Genomic DNA, 15,602 nt, shown 5'->3' on the forward strand with positions numbered 1-15,602 from the left:
ATGTGACGCGCGGGACGACGGCCGGACCTAGGCTTCCCGCCGTGCCCCCGCCCGCAGCACCCCCCTCGGACGTCTACCGCGACATGCTCGACGTCGCCCCCGATGCGATGGTCGCCGTCGACGCCACCACCGGTGAGATCCGTCTGGCGAACGCGCACGCGGCGGGGCTCTTCGGCCGCGACGCTGACGAGCTGGTCGGTTCGTCCCTCCGCGACGTGCTCCCCGGGTGCTGCCCCACCCGCGCGGAGGCGGCGGTCGAGCTGCGCGTCCTCCGACCCGATGGGGGAGAGGTCCCGGTCCAGGTGTGGTGCTCACCGCTGCCGGGCTGCGAGGGCCTCCTGGGGATCACCGTCCGTGACGCCGCCGACCGGCCGTCCGTGCACGAGGTGTCCGAACGGGTGCGTGACGAGCTGCTGGCCACGATCTCCCACGAGCTGCGCACCCCGTTGACCTCGATCCTCGGCTACACCGAGCTCCTCGTGGAGATGGGGGACGAGCGACTCGGTGCGCACGCCACCCGGCTGCTCGACGCCGTACGCCGCAACGCCCGTCGGGAGCTGAGGCTGGTGGAGGACATGCTGGTGCTCGCCCAGCTCGGGTCCTCCACGCTGGAGATCGACCCTCAGCCGCTCGATCTCGGGCAGCTGGCCCGGTCGGTGTGCGCCGACCATGCCGTGGCCGCCACCAGGCACGGGGTCGTGCTGGACACGAGCGGGCTCGCACCGGTCTGGGTGCTCGGCGACGCCGATCGGCTGGTGCAGGTCCTGGCCAACCTGGTCGGGAACGCCGTGAAGTTCACCCCGCCGGGCGGCCGGGTCGAGGTACGGCTGCGTGGCGACGACGGCCACGCGCTGCTCGAGGTGGAGGACCAGGGCGTGGGCGTCGCCCCGGAGGAGGTCCCGCGGGTCTTCGACCGGCTCCACCGGGCCCCGGACGTGGTGAAGGCCCACGTCCCGGGTGCGGGGCTGGGTCTGCCGGTGGCGAAGGGCATCGTGGAAGCGCTGCACGGTGACATCGCGGTGGACAGCAGCCCTGGCCTGGGCACGACGGTGCAGGTGAGGTTGCCGCTGGTCAGCGCCGAGATGGCGGTCTGACCCTCAGAACAGCCGGTCCTCGGAGCTCTCGAGCCCGCGCAGGGCGTCGTAGTCGACGACCGCGCACGCGATGCCGCGGTCGCCGGCGAGGACCCGGGCCTGCGGCTTGATCTCCTGGGCGGCGAAGATGCCGCGCACGGGCGCCAGCAGCGGGTCGCGGTTGAGGAGCTCGAGGTAGCGGGTGAGCTGCTCGACCCCGTCGATCTCGCCCCGGCGCTTGATCTCGACGGCCACGCTGGCGCCTTCGGCGTCGCGGCACATCAGGTCGACGGGTCCGATCGCCGTCGGGAACTCCCGGCGGACGAGCGTCAGTCCGTCCGACAGGGTCGAGGGGTGCTCGGCCAGCAGCTCCTGGAGGTGCTTCTCCACCCCGTCCTTCTGGAGGCCGGGGTCGACCCCCAGATGGTGGCTGGAGTCGTGGTGGATCTCCTCGATGAGGATGCGCAGGGTGTCGTCGGTCCTGCTGGTCACGGTCCACTCGACGGTGCCGTCCTCGGTGGTTCCCTCGCGGAGGGTGCAGGGCGGCGACATCCAGTTCAACGGCTTGTAGGAGCCGCCGTCGGAGTGGACCAGCACCGACCCGTCCGCCTTGACCATCAGCACCCGGGTGGCCATGGGGAGGTGGGCCGTCAGCCGGCCTGCGTAGTCCACCTGGCACCGGGCCACCACGAGTCGCACGAGCGGTGAATCTACCGTGACAGGACACACACGCGGGTGCCGGGACCGGCATGGAAGGATGCCCGCCATGGCACGCGAGTTCACGACTGTCGGCGTCATCGGTCTGGGCACGATGGGGGCGGGGATCGCCGAGGTCTTCGCCCGCAACGGCTACTCCGTCATCGGGGCGGAGCGTGACGAGGACGGAGTCGCGCGCGGACGCCAGCACCTCGAGCACTCGACCGGTCGGGCCGTGCAGCGCGGCAAGATGAGCGAGGCCGACCAGGCCACGCTGCTGGGGCGGATCACCCTCACCACCGAGCTGAAGGACCTGGCCGACGCCGACCTCGTGGTGGAGGCCGTCGTGGAGTCGCTGGAGGTGAAGAAGCAGATCTTCCGGCAGCTGGACGGCATCGTCTCGCCCGAGGCCGTCCTCGCCACCAACACCTCCTCGCTCAGCGTCACCGAGATCTCGACCGCCAACGCGCGCCCGGGCCGCGTCATCGGCGTCCACTTCTTCAACCCGGCACCGGTGCAGAACCTCGTCGAGATCATCCGCACCGTCGTCACCGAGCCCGACGTGCTCGCCGACGTGCAGCAGCTGATGGTGACGCTCGGCAAGAACCCCGTGGTGTGCGGCGACAAGGCCGGGTTCATCGCCAACACGCTGCTGTTCGGCTACCTCAACCACGCCGTGTCGATGTACGAGAACCGCTACGCCACCCGCGAGGACATCGACGCCGCGATGCGGTTCGGCTGCGGCTATCCCATGGGCCCGCTGGCACTGCTCGACCTGATCGGCCTCGACACGGCGTACGAGATCCTCGACACGATGTACAAGCAGGGCCGCGACCGGCTGCACGCCCCCGCCCCGATCCTCAAGCAGTACGTCACGGCGGGTCTGCTCGGTCGGAAGTCCGGCCGCGGCTTCTACACCTACGAGGAGGCCGACAGCCACGTCGTCGTCCCCGACGCCCAGACCCCCTCGGCGGCCGACGCCCCCCAGCTGCGTCGCGACGTGGGCCGGATCGGGGTCGTCGGCACCGGCACCATGGCTACCGGCATCGTCGAGGTGATGGCCCGGGCCGGCTACGACGTGCTGGTGGTGGGACGCAGCGCCGACAAGACCGACGGCGTGGTCGCGACGATCACCCGCAACCTGGACAAGCAGATCCAGCGCGGTCGCGCCACCGAGGAGGAGAGGTCGGGGACCCTCGATCGGATCACCGGCTCGACGGCTCTCGACGACCTCAGCGGCGTCGACCTCGTGGTGGAAGCCATCGCCGAGGACCTGGCGATCAAGACCACCCTGTTCGAGAACCTCGACGAGATCTGTCGGCCGGGCGCGATCCTCGCGACGACGACCTCCAGCCTGCCGATCATCGCCCTGGCGCGGGCGACCTCCCGCCCGCAGGACGTCGTCGGCATGCACTTCTTCAACCCCGCCAGCGTGATGAAGCTCGTCGAGGTCGTCAGCACCGTCGCCACGGCCGAGGAGGTCTCGGAGACCGTCCGGGCGCTCAGCGCCGAGGTCGGCAAGGTGGCCGTCTCCTGCGGCGACCGGGCCGGGTTCATCGTCAACGCGCTGCTCTTCCCCTACCTCAACGACGCGGTCAAGATGCTCGAGGCGCACTACGCGACCGCCGACGACATCGACACGGCGATGAAGCAGGGGTGCGCCCTCCCGATGGGGCCCTTCGAGCTCCTCGACGTCGTCGGCAACGATGTCTCCCTGGCCATCCAGCGCGAGCTCTACCTGGAGTTCCGGGAGCCCGGCTTCCACCCGGCGCCGCTGCTGGAGCACCTCGTGACCGCGGGCTACCTCGGGCGCAAGACCGGCCGCGGGTTCCGCGACTACAGCGCGCGCTAGCCGCTGCGGGGCGCCCGCCCGCCTGGCAGGAATCCCTGCCGCTCACCCCGTTCCGTGCCACCATGTGGCGAGGACGCTCCTGCGCGGCGTCCTCCGAGTACGACGGGGGTCGGACATGCGGGTTCTCGAGGGTTTCGTCGTGTGCGAGGGCGACGCGTCGTTCGACCACTACGCGCGCCTGGTCCGTCGCATCCTCCAGGTGCCGACCTCGGTCGTGTCGATCGTGGAGCCGCGGCGCCAGGTCTTCATGGGTGCATCCGGACTGGGGGAGCCCTACGCGACCACGCGGGAGACCCCGATCTCGCACTCGTTCTGCCAGCACGTCGTCCGGAGCGGGCGGCCACTGGTGGTGGTCGACTCTCGGTCCGACGATCGGGTGCGTGAGAACCCCGCGGTGTCGGAGCTCGACGTCATCTCCTACGCCGGCATTCCGGTCGTCCTGGACGGGGGGCGGGCCGTGGGCTCCCTGTGCGCGATCGACAACCGACCCCGGGAGTGGACCACCGAGGACCTCGAGGTGCTCACCGACCTCGCCCACGCCTGCTCGGCGGAGCTGCAGCACGCTCAGCAGGCCGCATCGGCCGGGGAGAACCTGACCCGCGAGGTCTTCGCCGCCTGCGACGTGGCCGTGGCCCTCTACGACCTCGAGGGGCGGCTGCTCCTGGCCAACGAGCCCGCGCTGGAGGCGGCCGAGGCCGCGGGTTACTCGCTGTCGCTGCCGCCGTACGCCGGCGACGAGGTCCGTGCCGCGGACAACCGGACGACCGTGCCCCACGAGGACCAGCTGGTGCCGCGTGCGCTCCGGGGTGAGCACGGCAGGACCTCGATGCAGTGGCTGGGTCCGCGCGGTCGCCAGCGGGCGATGATCGGTACCTCACGCCCGATGCTGGGTCCGGAGGGGACTCCGTGGGGCACCCTCGTGGTCGCCCACGACGTCTCCGACCTCGCCCGGGCACTGCGCGTCAAGGACGACTTCATCGCGACGGTCTCCCACGAGCTGCGGACGCCGCTCACGTCGATCATCGGCTACCTCGAGGTCGTGCTCGACGAGCTTGCAGGGGAGACCGGACCGGTCACCGACGCGCTGGAGGTCATCGGTCGCAATGCCCGCAACCTGCAGAGCCGGATCGGTGAGCTCCTCGACATCGGTGACCGACGACGCCTGCTGGAGACCCGCCCGGCCGACGTCTCCGGGCTGGTCCGCCGCGTCGCGGCCACGTGCAGCGAGCAGGCGCGGACGGGCGGCGTCATGCTGACGGTGGACGCGGAAGCGGCCCTGTGGGCGATGGTGGACGCTCGCCGGATGGAGCAGGTCGTGGAGAACCTGGTCACCAACGCACTCAAGCACACCCCGCAGGGAGGCCGGGTCGCACTGTCGGTGTCGGCGGCCGACGACACCGTCACGGTGGTCGTCCGGGATGACGGAGTCGGCATGAGCACCGACGACACCCAGCAGGCCTTCGACCTGTTCTGGCGATCGGACGCGACCCGCGACGCGGCGGTGCCGGGCCTCGGCATCGGGCTGACCTTCGCTCGCGACGTCGTCGAGGCCCACGGTGGCAGCATCGCCATCGTCAGCCGGCTCGGCAGCGGGACCCACGTCACGGTCACCATCCCGCACGACCACGACCGCGAGGGTGCCGAGCCCGCCTGACTGGACTGCGGCCGGCTGGACGGCAGCCGGTCAGTGCCGCTCGGCCACGACCATGGCGGCGAGCCGGGCGCGGGTGTTGATGTCCAGCTTCCGGTAGATGTGGGTGAGGTGGGCGTCCACGGTCCGGGGAGACACGAAGAGCTCCTCGGCGATCTGGCGGCTCGTGAGTCCGTCGGCCACCCGGTCGGCCACCTGCCGCTCCGCCCCCGTGAGCGCGTCGAGCGGAGAGGGGTCCGTGGGGTCGGGATCGGTGAACATCCGGGTGACCGATGCGCGGCCCTCCGCGGTCAGCTCGCCGCGGGAGACCCATCCCGCGGGAGCTGCCGCCTCCGGGACCGGGTCGAGGGCGGCGTTGCCCCACCGCACGGCACGGCGCGGGGCGCGCAGGGCCGTGGCCACGGCCGCCAGCTGTCCGGACTCCCGGGACCACTCCCGCGCGTGGGCGACCTGAGCCAGGGCGTCGAGGGCGTCGGCGGTGCGCAGCGGCATCGGCATCGCCCAGGCCCCCTCGAGTGCGGCGAGGAAGCAGGTCGCGGCCTGGTCGGTGTCGGCCCGCCGCATCAGGCAGTGCCCGAGGAGGAGCCGGGCCTCCACGGCGTCGCGACCCAGCCGCACGCTGTCGGCGAGGGCGACCACGTCGGCGGCCAGTCCCGCAGCCCGGGCGAGGTCACCGGCCACGAAGAGGTCACGGGCGTCCTGGGCGAGCACGGGGAGCCGTACCGCCCACGGCAGGCTGTCCCGGTCGACCGACCAGGCCCCGTAGCCCGGGTCGAGGCACCGCAGCATGGTCTCGGCGAGCAACGCGACGCGGTCCTCGGCGATCTCGCGCCCCTCGCTCACGACGGCGTGGCAGGTCGCCGTCGCCTCGGCGCGCCGACCCTGCTCCACGGCGATCCGGGCCAGCTGGGTCCGCGCCGACAGGGAGATCCACCGCTCGTCGTTGGCCTCGGAGCCCGCCAGGATGGAGGCGGCCGCCTGCGCGGCCTCGCGAAACATCCCCCGTGACACGTAGCAGTCGGCGATCGTGCGGGTGGCCTGCCGCACGATGTAGCCGTCGGGTCCCTCGTGGGCGATGGCCCGTGTGGCCTCCCGCTCGGCCTCGAGCAGGTCTCCTGCGTCGAGATGCATCTCGGCCCGGATGGCGGCGGTGCGGGCCAGCTGCGCCGCCGGGTCGGGAGCGTCGGCGGCGAACTCGTCGGCCCGGTCGAGCAGCCAGAGGCCTTCGTAGGTGCCGCGGACCTCGGAGGCCGCGATACCCGCCCGGCGTGCGACCTGGGCACCGATCTCCGGCGGTCCGTCCCCGCTCGCCAGCACCGTCTCGAGGATCTCCACGGCGTCCCGGGCCCGCATGGAGGTGTAGAGCGAGGAGAAGATCCGGTTGGCGAGCTGGTAGCCGAAGTCCCGGCTGTCGTCGTCCTCGCACGCGGCCCTCACCGTCGCGCGCATCACCGGCAGGTCGCGCAACCAGGGCGCGTCCGCGGCACCGAGGTTGAAGTCGTGCGGCACCACCCGGTCGGCCCACCGCATCAGCCCGCGGCGGACGTGCTCGGTCTCGTCGTCGGGCCCTTCCAGCTTCCGTCCGGCCGTCCGGATCGGCGTGAGCATGTCGAAGCGTCCGTCGGGCAGCAGCTCGAGCAGGCTGCGCCGCACCAGGGCCTCCGCCAGCCCGGCCGCCGCCTCCCGGGGCACCTCGGCCACCTCGGCCACCACGTCGATGCCGGCCGGGCTGGTCAGGTGGGCCACCCGGCGGAAGCACCGCTGCTGGGCATCGCTGAGCAGGGCGTAGGACGCCCGGACGGTGCCGGCGAGGGTGGGGGTGGGGGTGACGTTGGTCAGTCCGACGAGCGCGACCTGGACCGCGACCTGCTCGATGAGCAGCGGCAAGCCACCGGTCGCCTGGAGGAGGCGGCGTACGGGCTGCTCGTCACGGGCGAGATCGACGGGGTGACCCCCCGCCTGGGCGACCCGGCTGAGGAGGAGCTCGACCGTGGGACCGCCCAGCGGGTCCCGGGGGCCGGGCAGCGGCATCGCGCCCACGCGAACCACGCGCTCCGCGGGCTGGCCGGCCATGGTGGGCGCCGTGAGCACCAGCCGGGTGTCGGTCGTCGACTCCACCAGGTGCTGGCAGGTGCCGCCCAGCTCTGACAGGTCGACGTCGAGACCGTCCAGCACCAGCACCGAGTCGGTCCCGTCGAGCGCTCGCCGCACCGTGCCACTGCGGCTGTCCCCGGGCGTCCGCTCGGTCCCCAGCGCGACCAGGCACGCGTCCAGGACCGCGTCGAGGGACTCCAGGCCCCGGGCCGCCACCCAGGTCGTGCGGGCGAAGGGGGCCACGGCGTGCCGGGCGAGCAGGGTCTTGCCGCAGCCCGGCGGACCCATGATCGTGACCCAGCGGGCCTCCGTGAGGGCGGCGCCCAGCTGGGCCTGGAGAGCCTCGCGTCCGAGACAAGGCGTCAACACGCTCCGAACCTAGGGCCGGGGACGCCGAAATAGGTAGGTCTACCGATGCCGCGGAGCGCCGGAGGGCGGCAGGCTGGGACCCGTCACAGCCCGTGTGGACCAATCGGGGGATGGCCCACACGCCAGGCAGCCGGGGCGGAACCGATGGACGCGAGCCAACGGGGCCGCCCCGGCTTTCGTGCGGACGTAGCATCGGACCATGGCAGAACTGCTGGGCGTGCTGGCGATGCTGGCGATCCTGCTGGGCGTGGTGGGAGTGGCCTCCCGGACGCGGCGGGCACGCGAGCTCGAGCGGCAGGCGGCCGAGCTCGAGCCGGTGAAGAAGCTGGCCTTCGAGGACATCACCGCCCTCGGTGTGGAGCTCCAGGAGCTCGACCTCGAGCTGGCGGGCCACGAGCTGGACCCGGGCATGAACGCCGACTACCAGCGGGCCCTCGACGCCTACGAGGCCGCGAAGACGGCCGGTGACGCGATCGCCGAGCCCGAGCACATCAAGCACGTCACCGAGATCCTCGAGGACGGGCGCTACGCGATCGCGTGCGTGCGGGCCCGGGTCGCGGGGGAGCAGCTGCCGACCCGGCGTCCCCCCTGCTTCTTCGACCCGCGCCACGGCCTGTCCGTGGAGGACGTCCCCTGGACCCCGCCGGGCGGTGCGCGCCGTGACGTCCCGGCCTGCGCGCTCGACGCGGAGCGGGTGAAGGTCGGCGCCGAGCCCGACGTCCGTCAGGTGATGGTCGGCTCGCGCCGGGTGCCCTACTGGCAGGGTGGTCGCGCCTACCAGCCCTACGCGATGGGCTACTTCGGTGCCTTCGGCCCCATGGAGTGGATGTTCATGGGCATGCTCTTCAGTGGCGGCTTCGAGGCGCTGGGCGGGTTGGCCGAGGGAATCGGCGAGGGCCTCGGGTCGATCGGCGAGGGGCTCGGCGACATGTTCGACGGCTTCGACTTCTGAACCCGGCCGGCTGCCCGGACGTGCCCGGCCGCTAGCCTCGGCCGGGTGTCGAACACCCTCCACACCACGGCGTACGGCGAGGACGGGCCACTGGTCGCCTTCTGCCACGGGCTCTTCGGCCAGGGACGCAACTGGACCCAGATCGCCAAGCAGCTGGCCGGTGACCACCGCACCCTGCTGGTGGACATGCCCGACCACGGTCGCTCGGGGTGGAGCGACTCCTTCGACTACCTCGCGGCCGCCGACCGGGTCGCCGGCCTCTTCTCGTCCGGGGACCCCGTCTCCCTGGTCGGCCACTCCATGGGCGGCAAGATCGCGATGCTGGTGGCCCTGCGACACCCCGAGCGGGTGCGGCAGCTCGCCGTCGTCGACGTGGCTCCGGTCCGCTACGACAACACCGAGGAGTTCCGTCGGTACGTCGACGCGATGCTGGGCCTCGACCTGGCGTCCCTCGAGCGTCGCTCGGACGCGGAGGAGGCCCTGAGCGAGGCGGTGCCCGACGCCGGGGTGCGGGCGTTCCTGCTGCAGAACCTGCGGCAGGAGCAGGGGCGCTGGTCCTGGCAGCCGAACCTGGAGCTGCTGGGCCGCGACCTTCCGGCGATCGGTGACTGGCCGGCCGAGCAGCTCGGCGACGAGAGGGCCTACGAGGGGCCGGTCCTGTGGATCGGCGGCTCTCGCTCGGCGTACGTCGTGGACGACCACGCGGCCGTGATGGACGCGCTCTTCCCGCGCAACCGGCGGGTCACCGTCAAGGACGCCGGGCACTGGGTGCACGCCGAGCAGCCGGCGGTGTTCCTCGAGGTGCTGCGGCGGTTCCTGGGCTGAGTCAGCCCTGGCGGGCGCGGTAGGCGGCCACCGCGTTGCGGTTGCCGCACGTCGTGGAGCAGTAGCGCTTGGACCGGTTGCGTGAGAGGTCGAGGACCACTCCCTCACACCCCTGGTCCGCGCACACCGAGAACCGGGAGTTCTCGTCGGCGCGGATCACGTCGATCATCGCCATGGCGGTCTCGATGACGATGCGGTCGGGCAGCGAGTCGTCGTAGTCGACGGCGTGGAGGTGCCAGTCGTACTCGTCGTGGCGCACGAGCTGGGGCCGCAGCGTGACACCGGTCAGCATCTCGTTGACCAGGCCGACGGCCGCGTCGCGCTCGGCCGTCAGCACCTCCCGGATCCGGGGGCGGAGCGCCCGCACCGCCTCGAGCTCCGCGCGCGTGCGTTCATGCCGGCCGGTGTAGCCCCACCGCACGAAGAAGGCGTCGAGATCGGCCACCGTGGCGAGGGAGTCGGGGTCGTCCTCGGCACTGTTGACGAGCTCGACCGCCGCCTGCAGGGCAACCTCGCTGTCATAGGCGAATACCATTTTGACACCTTACATCACCGTGCCGTAGTGTCATGCGCCATGACGACGATGACTCATGACATCCGGGCGGTGACGCCGAGCTCCCGCCTCGTTCCCGGGCTGGTCTTCGCCCTGCTGTCCGCGATGTCCTTCGCGTCGTCGGGGACGTTGGCCAAGGGCCTGCTGGCCTCCGGGTGGAGCCCCGCCGCCGCGGTGACGGCGCGCATCCTGGTGGCCGCGCTCGTCCTGGCCGTGCCGGGGCTGATCGCGCTCGACGGGCGCTGGGGCCTGCTGCGGCGCAACCTCAAGCTCGTCGTCGCCTACGGCGTCGTGGCGGTCGCGGGGTGCCAGTTCGCCTACTTCGTGGCGATCCAGCACCTCCAGGTCGGTGTGGCCCTCCTCATCGAGTACGCCGCGCCGGTGGTCGTGATCGGCTACCTGTGGTTCCGCTACGGCCAGCGGCCGGGGTCGCTGACCCGGGCGGGCACGGTGGTCACGCTCGTCGGCCTGGCGCTCGTGCTCGACCTGCTGTCGGGCGCCGACCTGCACCTCGGCGGCATGCTCTGGGCATCGCTCGCCATGGCGGGCGCCGCGGTCTACTTCATCCTCTCCGCACAGGAGGGCAGCGGGCTGCCGCCGATCGTGCTCGCCGCCGGTGGCATGGTCGTGGGCTCGGTCGCGCTGCTGACGCTGGGTGCCTTCGGGCTGCTGGAGATGCGCTGGAACACCGACCCCGCGGTCTACGCCGGCACCGAGGTGCCCTGGTGGTGGGCCGTGCTCGCCCTCGGCGTGGTCGCAGCGGCGATCGCCTACACGACCGGCATCGCCGCCACCCGTCGTCTCGGCTCGCGGCTCGCCTCGTTCGTCGCGCTGCTCGAGGTGCTCTTCGCGATGCTCTACGCGTGGCTCGTGCTGGGGGAGCAGCCCCAGCCCGTGCAGGTGCTCGGCGGCCTGCTGGTGCTGACCGGCGTGGTCCTGGTCAAGCTGGGGGAGCCTCGCACCACCTGACGCCGAGGGGCCGGGTCAGCGGGCGTCCTGGCGGGCGATGACGATCTCGCGGGTGAGCATGAGGATCGCCGCGGCCGTCGGGATCGCCAGCAGGGCGCCCACCACCCCGAGCAGGCCGGCGCCGATCAGTGCGGCAATCACCGTCACCGAGCCGGGGATCTCCACCGCACGCGACATGATCCGCGGGTAGATGATGTAGTTCTCGATCTGCTGGTAGACGACGTAGAAGATCACGCACGCGATGCCGATCGTCGGGTCCGTCGCGAAGCCGATCGCCGTGACGATGACCGCTCCCAGGGTCGCGCCGATCATCGGGATCACGTCGAGGATCGCCACCACGAAGGCCAGCGCCACGGCGTACTCGCCCAGGCCGGCGACGAAGAGGAAGACCAGGGAGCTGCCGCCGGCGAAGAGCGCCACGATGAAGGCGCCGGACACGTAGCCCCCGACGCTGCGGATCACCCGGTCGCCGAGCTCCCTCACCCGGCCGCGACGGCTGGCGGGAGCCAGCTGGTAGAGCGCGTGCTTGGTGGGGTGGAGCGAGGAGAGGAAGTAGAGGGTGAGCACCACGATGATGAAGGTGTTGGCGAGGGCCGACAGCACCGCGAGCCCGACGCCGAGCACGCCGCCGAACAGCCCGGAGGCGAAGTCGCCCTTCGCGACGTAGTCGCGGACCCGGTCGATCACGTCGTACTTCGCGTCCAGCTCCTGCACCCGCTGGTTCTGCTGGAGCTGGTCGAGCCACCCAGGGGCGCTCTCGGTGATCGCGGTGACCTGGTCGCTGATGACGGGGACGATGGCGACCACGAACAGGCCCAGCCCGACGAGGACCGCGCTGATCACCACGAGCACGGCCCAGGCGCGCTTGAGACCGCGCCTGATGAAGAACTCCACGGCAGGGTCGAGGCCGGCGGCCAGGAACATCGCCACCACGATGAGGATCACGTAGGAGCGCACCGAGAGGGCGGCCTCGAAGAGGAACCACGCCAGCAGGGCGCCGAGCGCGGCGAAGAAGCCGAAGGCGAACGGCGAGTGCCGCCACAACGGCTTGCTCTCGTGGGGCGAGTCCGCGACGTCCCCCTGGGGGTCGGTGGGCCCTGCCTGCGGCGCGCTCGGCGTCGCCCCCGTGGTGGCCGGCCCCCCGCCCGCCGCGGCTCCGTCGTCGGCGGGGGCGTCGTCGGCGGCCGCCCCCCGCTCCTCGCCGTTCAGGAGTCGTTCTCCCCGAACCCGGCGACGACGTCGCGCAGCGAGGCCAGCTGGGCGGTGATCGCGTCCCGTCGCTTGACCAGGCGGTCCACCTCGGCGCGCACCGCGGCCACCTCACGCTCGGCTTCGGCCGCGCTGTTGCTGGTCATGGACTCGGCCTGGGTCTGGGCAGAGGCGACGATCTGCTCCGCCTCGCGGCGAGCCCGGTTGAGCGTGGCCTCGGCCTCGGTCTGGGCCTGCTGCCGGTGGGCCGTCGCCTGCTTGGTGGCCTCACGCGCCCGCTCCTCCGCGGCTGCCGCGCGCTCCTCCGCCTCCTGCACGAGCCGCTGGGTCTCGGCGGTCGCCCCGGCGTGGTGCTCGGCGGCCTCCTTGGTCAGCCGTTCCTTCTCGACGGCCAGCGTCCGGCGCGCCTCCTGCACCTCCCGGTCTGCGGCCGCGCGCGCCTGCTCGGCCTCGCGCTTGGCGCTGGTGCGCAGCTCGTTGGTCTCCTGCTGGGCGGCGAGGCGGAGCTGGTCGGCCTCCCGCCTGGCCGAGGCCAGCAGGTCGGCAGCCTCGGTCTCGGCGAGCTTGCGCTCCTGCTCGGCCTCCGCCAGCAGCCGCCCCCGGGTCTCGTCAAGCTCCTTGAGCTGGACCAGGCGCATGTCCTCGGCCTCGCGCTGGGCCTCGGAGCGGATCGCCGCCGCGTCGCGGTCGGCCCGTGTCTTGATGTCGTCGGCGTCACGCTGCGCCGCGTTGCGGATCTCGGCCGCTTCCTCCTCGGCGAGCCGGAGCATCGCCGAGGCGCGACCGCCCAGCCCGGCGTACGACGGGTTCTGGTTCTCCAGGACCTGCTGGCGGGCCTGCTCGAGCTCGGCCTCGAGCTCCATCACCCGCTCCTCGGACTTCGTCAGCGAGGTCGACAGCCCGGACTTCTCCGAGACCAGCTGGGACACGCGCGCGTCGACCGCCGCACGGTCGTAGCCGCCACGGCGCACGGCGGGGAAGGACACCGCCGTCGCGGCGGGGGCCGACGTCGAGGCCGGGCGCGCGGCGGCCGGCGGCGGGGGCAGCGGAGCGGACCGCTGCGGGGCCGGCGCCGCCGCCTGGGGTGTGCTCCGGGGCTGGGCGCCTGGGCCCTTGGCGCCGGCCGACCCGACCGCCGGCAGGACCTGCGTGGCCTCGGTGTCGTCGTCGCTCCGGGTGGCGGCGTCCGCGCTCCTGTCGTCGGCGGTGTCGGGCTCGTCGTCGTCGAAGATGGACAGACCGCTGTCGCTCATGGGGGCGCTACCTCTTCCCGATCGTGGTTGCTGGCACCAGTGTCCCTGATGCTGCCAGCCCCTCCGACGTCGGCTCGCAGGCCGGAGGGTGGCATTTGGGAGCCACCCCCTGCTCAGACCCCCCGGAAGCGGTTGATCGCCGGCAGGTGGCGCTCCCGCATCTCGTGGTCCCGCACGCCGAGGCCCTCCTCGGGCGCCAGGCAGAGGACGCCGACCTTGCCCTGATGGAGGTTGTGGTGCACGTCGAGTGCCGCCTGGCCCACCTCCTCCAGCGGGTAGCTGCGCGACAGGGTCGGGTGGATGGCGCCCTTGGCGATCAACCGGTTTGCCTCCCAGGACTCGCGGTAGTTGGCGAAGTGCGAGCTGATGATCCGCTTGAGGTTCATCCAGAGGTACCGGTTGTCGTACTCGTGCATGTAGCCGCTGGTCGAGGCACAGGTCGTGATCGTCCCGCCCTTGCGGGTGACGTAGACCGAGGCGCCGAAGGTCTCCCGGCCGGGGTGCTCGAAGACGATGTCGATGTCCTCGCCGCCGGTCAGCTCACGGATCTTGGCCCCGAGTCGCTTCCACTCCCGCGGGTTCTGCTCGGTCCCCTCCTCGTTCCAGAACCGATAGTCCTCCTCGGAGCGGTTGATGATCAGCTCCGCGCCCATGCTGCGGCAGATCTCGGCCTTCTCGTCGTTGGAGACCACGCACACCGGGGTCGCGCCGCCGTTGAGGGCGTACTGGGTGGCGAAGCCGCCGAGACCTCCGGAGGCGCCCCAGATCAGGACGTTGTCGCCCTGCTTCATGTCGCCGCCGTTGCGGCTCACCAGCTGCCGGTAGGCGGTGCAGTTGACCAGCCCGGGCGACGCCGCCTCCTCCCACGTCAGGTGCTCGGGCTTGGGCATCAGCTGGTTGGCCTTGACCAGCGCGATGTCGGCCAGGCCGCCGAAGTTGGTCTCGAACCCCCAGATCCGCTGCTCGTTGTCGAGCATCGTGTCGTTGTGGCCGTCCGGGGACTCCAGCTCGACGGACAGGCAGTGGGCCACGACCCGGTCGCCGGGCGTCCACTTCGTGACCCCGGGACCGGTCTTGAGCACCACGCCCGCCAGGTCCGAGCCGACCACGTGGTAGGGCAGGTCGTGGCGCCGGGTCAGCTCCGACAGGCGCCCGTAGCGCTCGAGGAAGCCGAAGGTGGAGACCGGCTCGAAGATCGAGGTCCACACGGTGTTGTAGTTGATGGCAGAGGCCATCACGGCGACGAACGCCTCACCCGGCCCGAGCTCGGGCAGGGCCACCTCGTCCACGTGGAGGCTCTTGCGAGGGTCCTTCTCCCGGGACGGCAGTCCCTCGAACATGTCGACGTCGTCCTTGCGGACGAGGGCGGCCCGGTAGGACTCGGGCAGCGACAGCGCGGCGAAGTCCTCCGCGGTGGCGCTGTCGGAGGAGATGGCGTCGAGAATGTGGTCCACGGGGTGAGCTCCTCGGTGCGGTCGGCTGGAGTGCTGAATCTACTGGCGGGTAACGCTGGGGTGGTGCGGGGTCAGGTCGTGGACGCGGGCTCGACGAGCTCGACGAGCACGCCGCCCGCGTCCTTGGGGTGGATGAAGTTCACGCGGCTGTTCGACGTCCCGCGGCGCGGGGCGTCGTAGAGCAGGCGGAGTCCGCGGTCGCGCAGGATCGCCGCCGCCTGCTCCACGTCGGTGACCCGGAACGCGAGCTGCTGGATGCCGGGACCGTTCCGGTCGAGGAACTTGGCGATGGTGGAGTCCGGGGAGAGCGGTGCGAGCAGCTGGATGCAGGAGCCGGAGTCGCCGACGCCGACCATGGCCTCGCGGACGCCCTGCTCCTCGTTGGTCTCCTCGTGCAGCACCTCCATGCCGTAGGTGTCGCGGTAGAAGGCGGTGGCCTCGTCCAGGTCGGCCACAGCGATGCCGACGTGGTCGATCGCCGTGAAGAGGTGGTCGGGCAGGTCGAGCGGCGCTGACGTCATGGGCACATCGTGGTCCGTGGACCGTGGCGGAGGCGAGCGTGTGTGAGGAGTTCCTCACGCCCTCCCCACTCCCGGTGGGCGCCACGGCATGGGTATCGTCGAGATCACACGCACCCGTCTGATGGAGGCAC

The 15,602-nt window shown here is 72.0% G+C and carries 13 protein-coding genes; 6 read left to right on the top strand and 7 right to left on the bottom strand.

Translation table 11 applies throughout. The features are described 5' to 3' along the window. Positions 1-41: 41 nt before the first annotated feature. Entirely contained in the window at positions 42-1,094 is a 1,053-nt protein-coding gene (locus K6T13_RS05900) for a PAS domain-containing sensor histidine kinase (protein ID WP_222897588.1), read from the top strand. A gap of 3 nt (positions 1,095-1,097) precedes the next feature. Here the strand turns inward: K6T13_RS05900 and nucS are convergent, their stop codons facing one another. Next, entirely contained in the window at positions 1,098-1,772 is a 675-nt protein-coding gene (gene nucS / locus K6T13_RS05905; protein WP_222897589.1) for an endonuclease NucS, read from the bottom strand. A gap of 67 nt (positions 1,773-1,839) precedes the next feature. Between nucS and K6T13_RS05910 the strand changes: the two genes are divergently transcribed. Both K6T13_RS05910 and K6T13_RS05915 read left to right on the top strand, forming a co-directional pair. Beyond that, positions 1,840-3,621, top strand: a complete 1,782-nt coding sequence (locus tag K6T13_RS05910) for a 3-hydroxyacyl-CoA dehydrogenase family protein (protein WP_222897590.1) — start codon at positions 1,840-1,842, stop codon at positions 3,619-3,621. A gap of 115 nt (positions 3,622-3,736) precedes the next feature. Continuing rightward, entirely contained in the window at positions 3,737-5,275 is a 1,539-nt protein-coding gene (locus K6T13_RS05915; RefSeq protein ID WP_222897591.1) for a sensor histidine kinase, read from the top strand. A 30-nt stretch (positions 5,276-5,305) separates the two neighbouring features. Here the strand turns inward: K6T13_RS05915 and K6T13_RS05920 are convergent, their stop codons facing one another. Continuing rightward, complete coding sequence (locus tag K6T13_RS05920) at positions 5,306-7,735, bottom strand: LuxR C-terminal-related transcriptional regulator (protein WP_222897592.1); 2,430 nt, start codon at positions 7,733-7,735, stop codon at positions 5,306-5,308. Between the two features lie 199 nt (positions 7,736-7,934). Here K6T13_RS05920 and K6T13_RS05925 point away from each other — a divergent pair, with 199 nt between their 5' ends. Together K6T13_RS05925 and K6T13_RS05930 are read left to right on the top strand one after the other, a co-directional pair. Next, entirely contained in the window at positions 7,935-8,687 is a 753-nt protein-coding gene (locus K6T13_RS05925; protein WP_222897593.1) for a hypothetical protein, read from the top strand. Positions 8,688-8,732: 45 nt separating this feature from the next. Continuing rightward, positions 8,733-9,512: an alpha/beta fold hydrolase gene (locus K6T13_RS05930; RefSeq protein ID WP_222897594.1), complete on the top strand. Its 780-nt coding sequence runs from the start codon at positions 8,733-8,735 to the stop codon at positions 9,510-9,512. 1 nt (position 9,513) lies between these two features. Here K6T13_RS05930 and K6T13_RS05935 read toward each other — a convergent pair whose 3' ends face one another. Then, complete coding sequence (locus K6T13_RS05935) at positions 9,514-10,047, bottom strand: CGNR zinc finger domain-containing protein (protein WP_222897595.1); 534 nt, start codon at positions 10,045-10,047, stop codon at positions 9,514-9,516. Between the two features lie 39 nt (positions 10,048-10,086). On the opposite strand from K6T13_RS05935, the gene K6T13_RS05940 reads away from it, so the two are divergent. After that, the gene (locus tag K6T13_RS05940) at positions 10,087-11,034 is read left to right on the top strand and encodes an EamA family transporter (RefSeq protein WP_249423958.1); all 948 of its coding nucleotides are present in this window, start codon (positions 10,087-10,089) and stop codon (positions 11,032-11,034) included. Positions 11,035-11,049: 15 nt separating this feature from the next. Here K6T13_RS05940 and K6T13_RS05945 read toward each other — a convergent pair whose 3' ends face one another. The 4 genes from K6T13_RS05945 to mce form a co-directional block, all read right to left on the bottom strand. Next, positions 11,050-12,078 carry an AI-2E family transporter gene (locus tag K6T13_RS05945; protein WP_249423959.1) on the bottom strand — a complete coding sequence of 343 codons (1,029 nt, stop codon included), beginning with the start codon at positions 12,076-12,078 and terminating at the stop codon, positions 11,050-11,052. Between the two features lie 161 nt (positions 12,079-12,239). Further along, complete coding sequence (locus tag K6T13_RS05950; RefSeq protein ID WP_222897596.1) at positions 12,240-13,496, bottom strand: coiled-coil domain-containing protein; 1,257 nt, start codon at positions 13,494-13,496, stop codon at positions 12,240-12,242. 113 nt (positions 13,497-13,609) lie between these two features. Further along, positions 13,610-14,950 carry a crotonyl-CoA carboxylase/reductase gene (ccrA, locus tag K6T13_RS05955; protein WP_222897597.1) on the bottom strand — a complete coding sequence of 447 codons (1,341 nt, stop codon included), beginning with the start codon at positions 14,948-14,950 and terminating at the stop codon, positions 13,610-13,612. Positions 14,951-15,021: 71 nt separating this feature from the next. Beyond that, the gene (gene mce, locus K6T13_RS05960; RefSeq protein WP_222897598.1) at positions 15,022-15,471 is read right to left on the bottom strand and encodes a methylmalonyl-CoA epimerase; all 450 of its coding nucleotides are present in this window, start codon (positions 15,469-15,471) and stop codon (positions 15,022-15,024) included. Positions 15,472-15,602: the final 131 nt, after the last annotated feature.

The sequence above is a fragment of the Nocardioides coralli genome (assembly GCF_019880385.1).
Lineage (GTDB): Bacteria > Actinomycetota > Actinomycetes > Propionibacteriales > Nocardioidaceae > Nocardioides > Nocardioides coralli.

What these genes read in the sequence shown, in the direction of transcription:
- K6T13_RS05940 (WP_249423958.1), top strand. Translation starts at nt 10,087, where the DNA reads ATGACGACGATGACTCATGACATCCGGGCGGTGACGCCGAGCTCCCGC.
- mce (WP_222897598.1), bottom strand. Translation starts at nt 15,471, where the DNA reads ATGACGTCAGCGCCGCTCGACCTGCCCGACCACCTCTTCACGGCGATC.
- K6T13_RS05910 (WP_222897590.1), top strand. Translation starts at nt 1,840, where the DNA reads ATGGCACGCGAGTTCACGACTGTCGGCGTCATCGGTCTGGGCACGATG.
- K6T13_RS05915 (WP_222897591.1), top strand. Translation starts at nt 3,737, where the DNA reads ATGCGGGTTCTCGAGGGTTTCGTCGTGTGCGAGGGCGACGCGTCGTTC.
- K6T13_RS05935 (WP_222897595.1), bottom strand. Translation starts at nt 10,047, where the DNA reads ATGGTATTCGCCTATGACAGCGAGGTTGCCCTGCAGGCGGCGGTCGAG.
- K6T13_RS05925 (WP_222897593.1), top strand. Translation starts at nt 7,935, where the DNA reads ATGGCAGAACTGCTGGGCGTGCTGGCGATGCTGGCGATCCTGCTGGGC.
- K6T13_RS05950 (WP_222897596.1), bottom strand. Translation starts at nt 13,496, where the DNA reads ATGAGCGACAGCGGTCTGTCCATCTTCGACGACGACGAGCCCGACACC.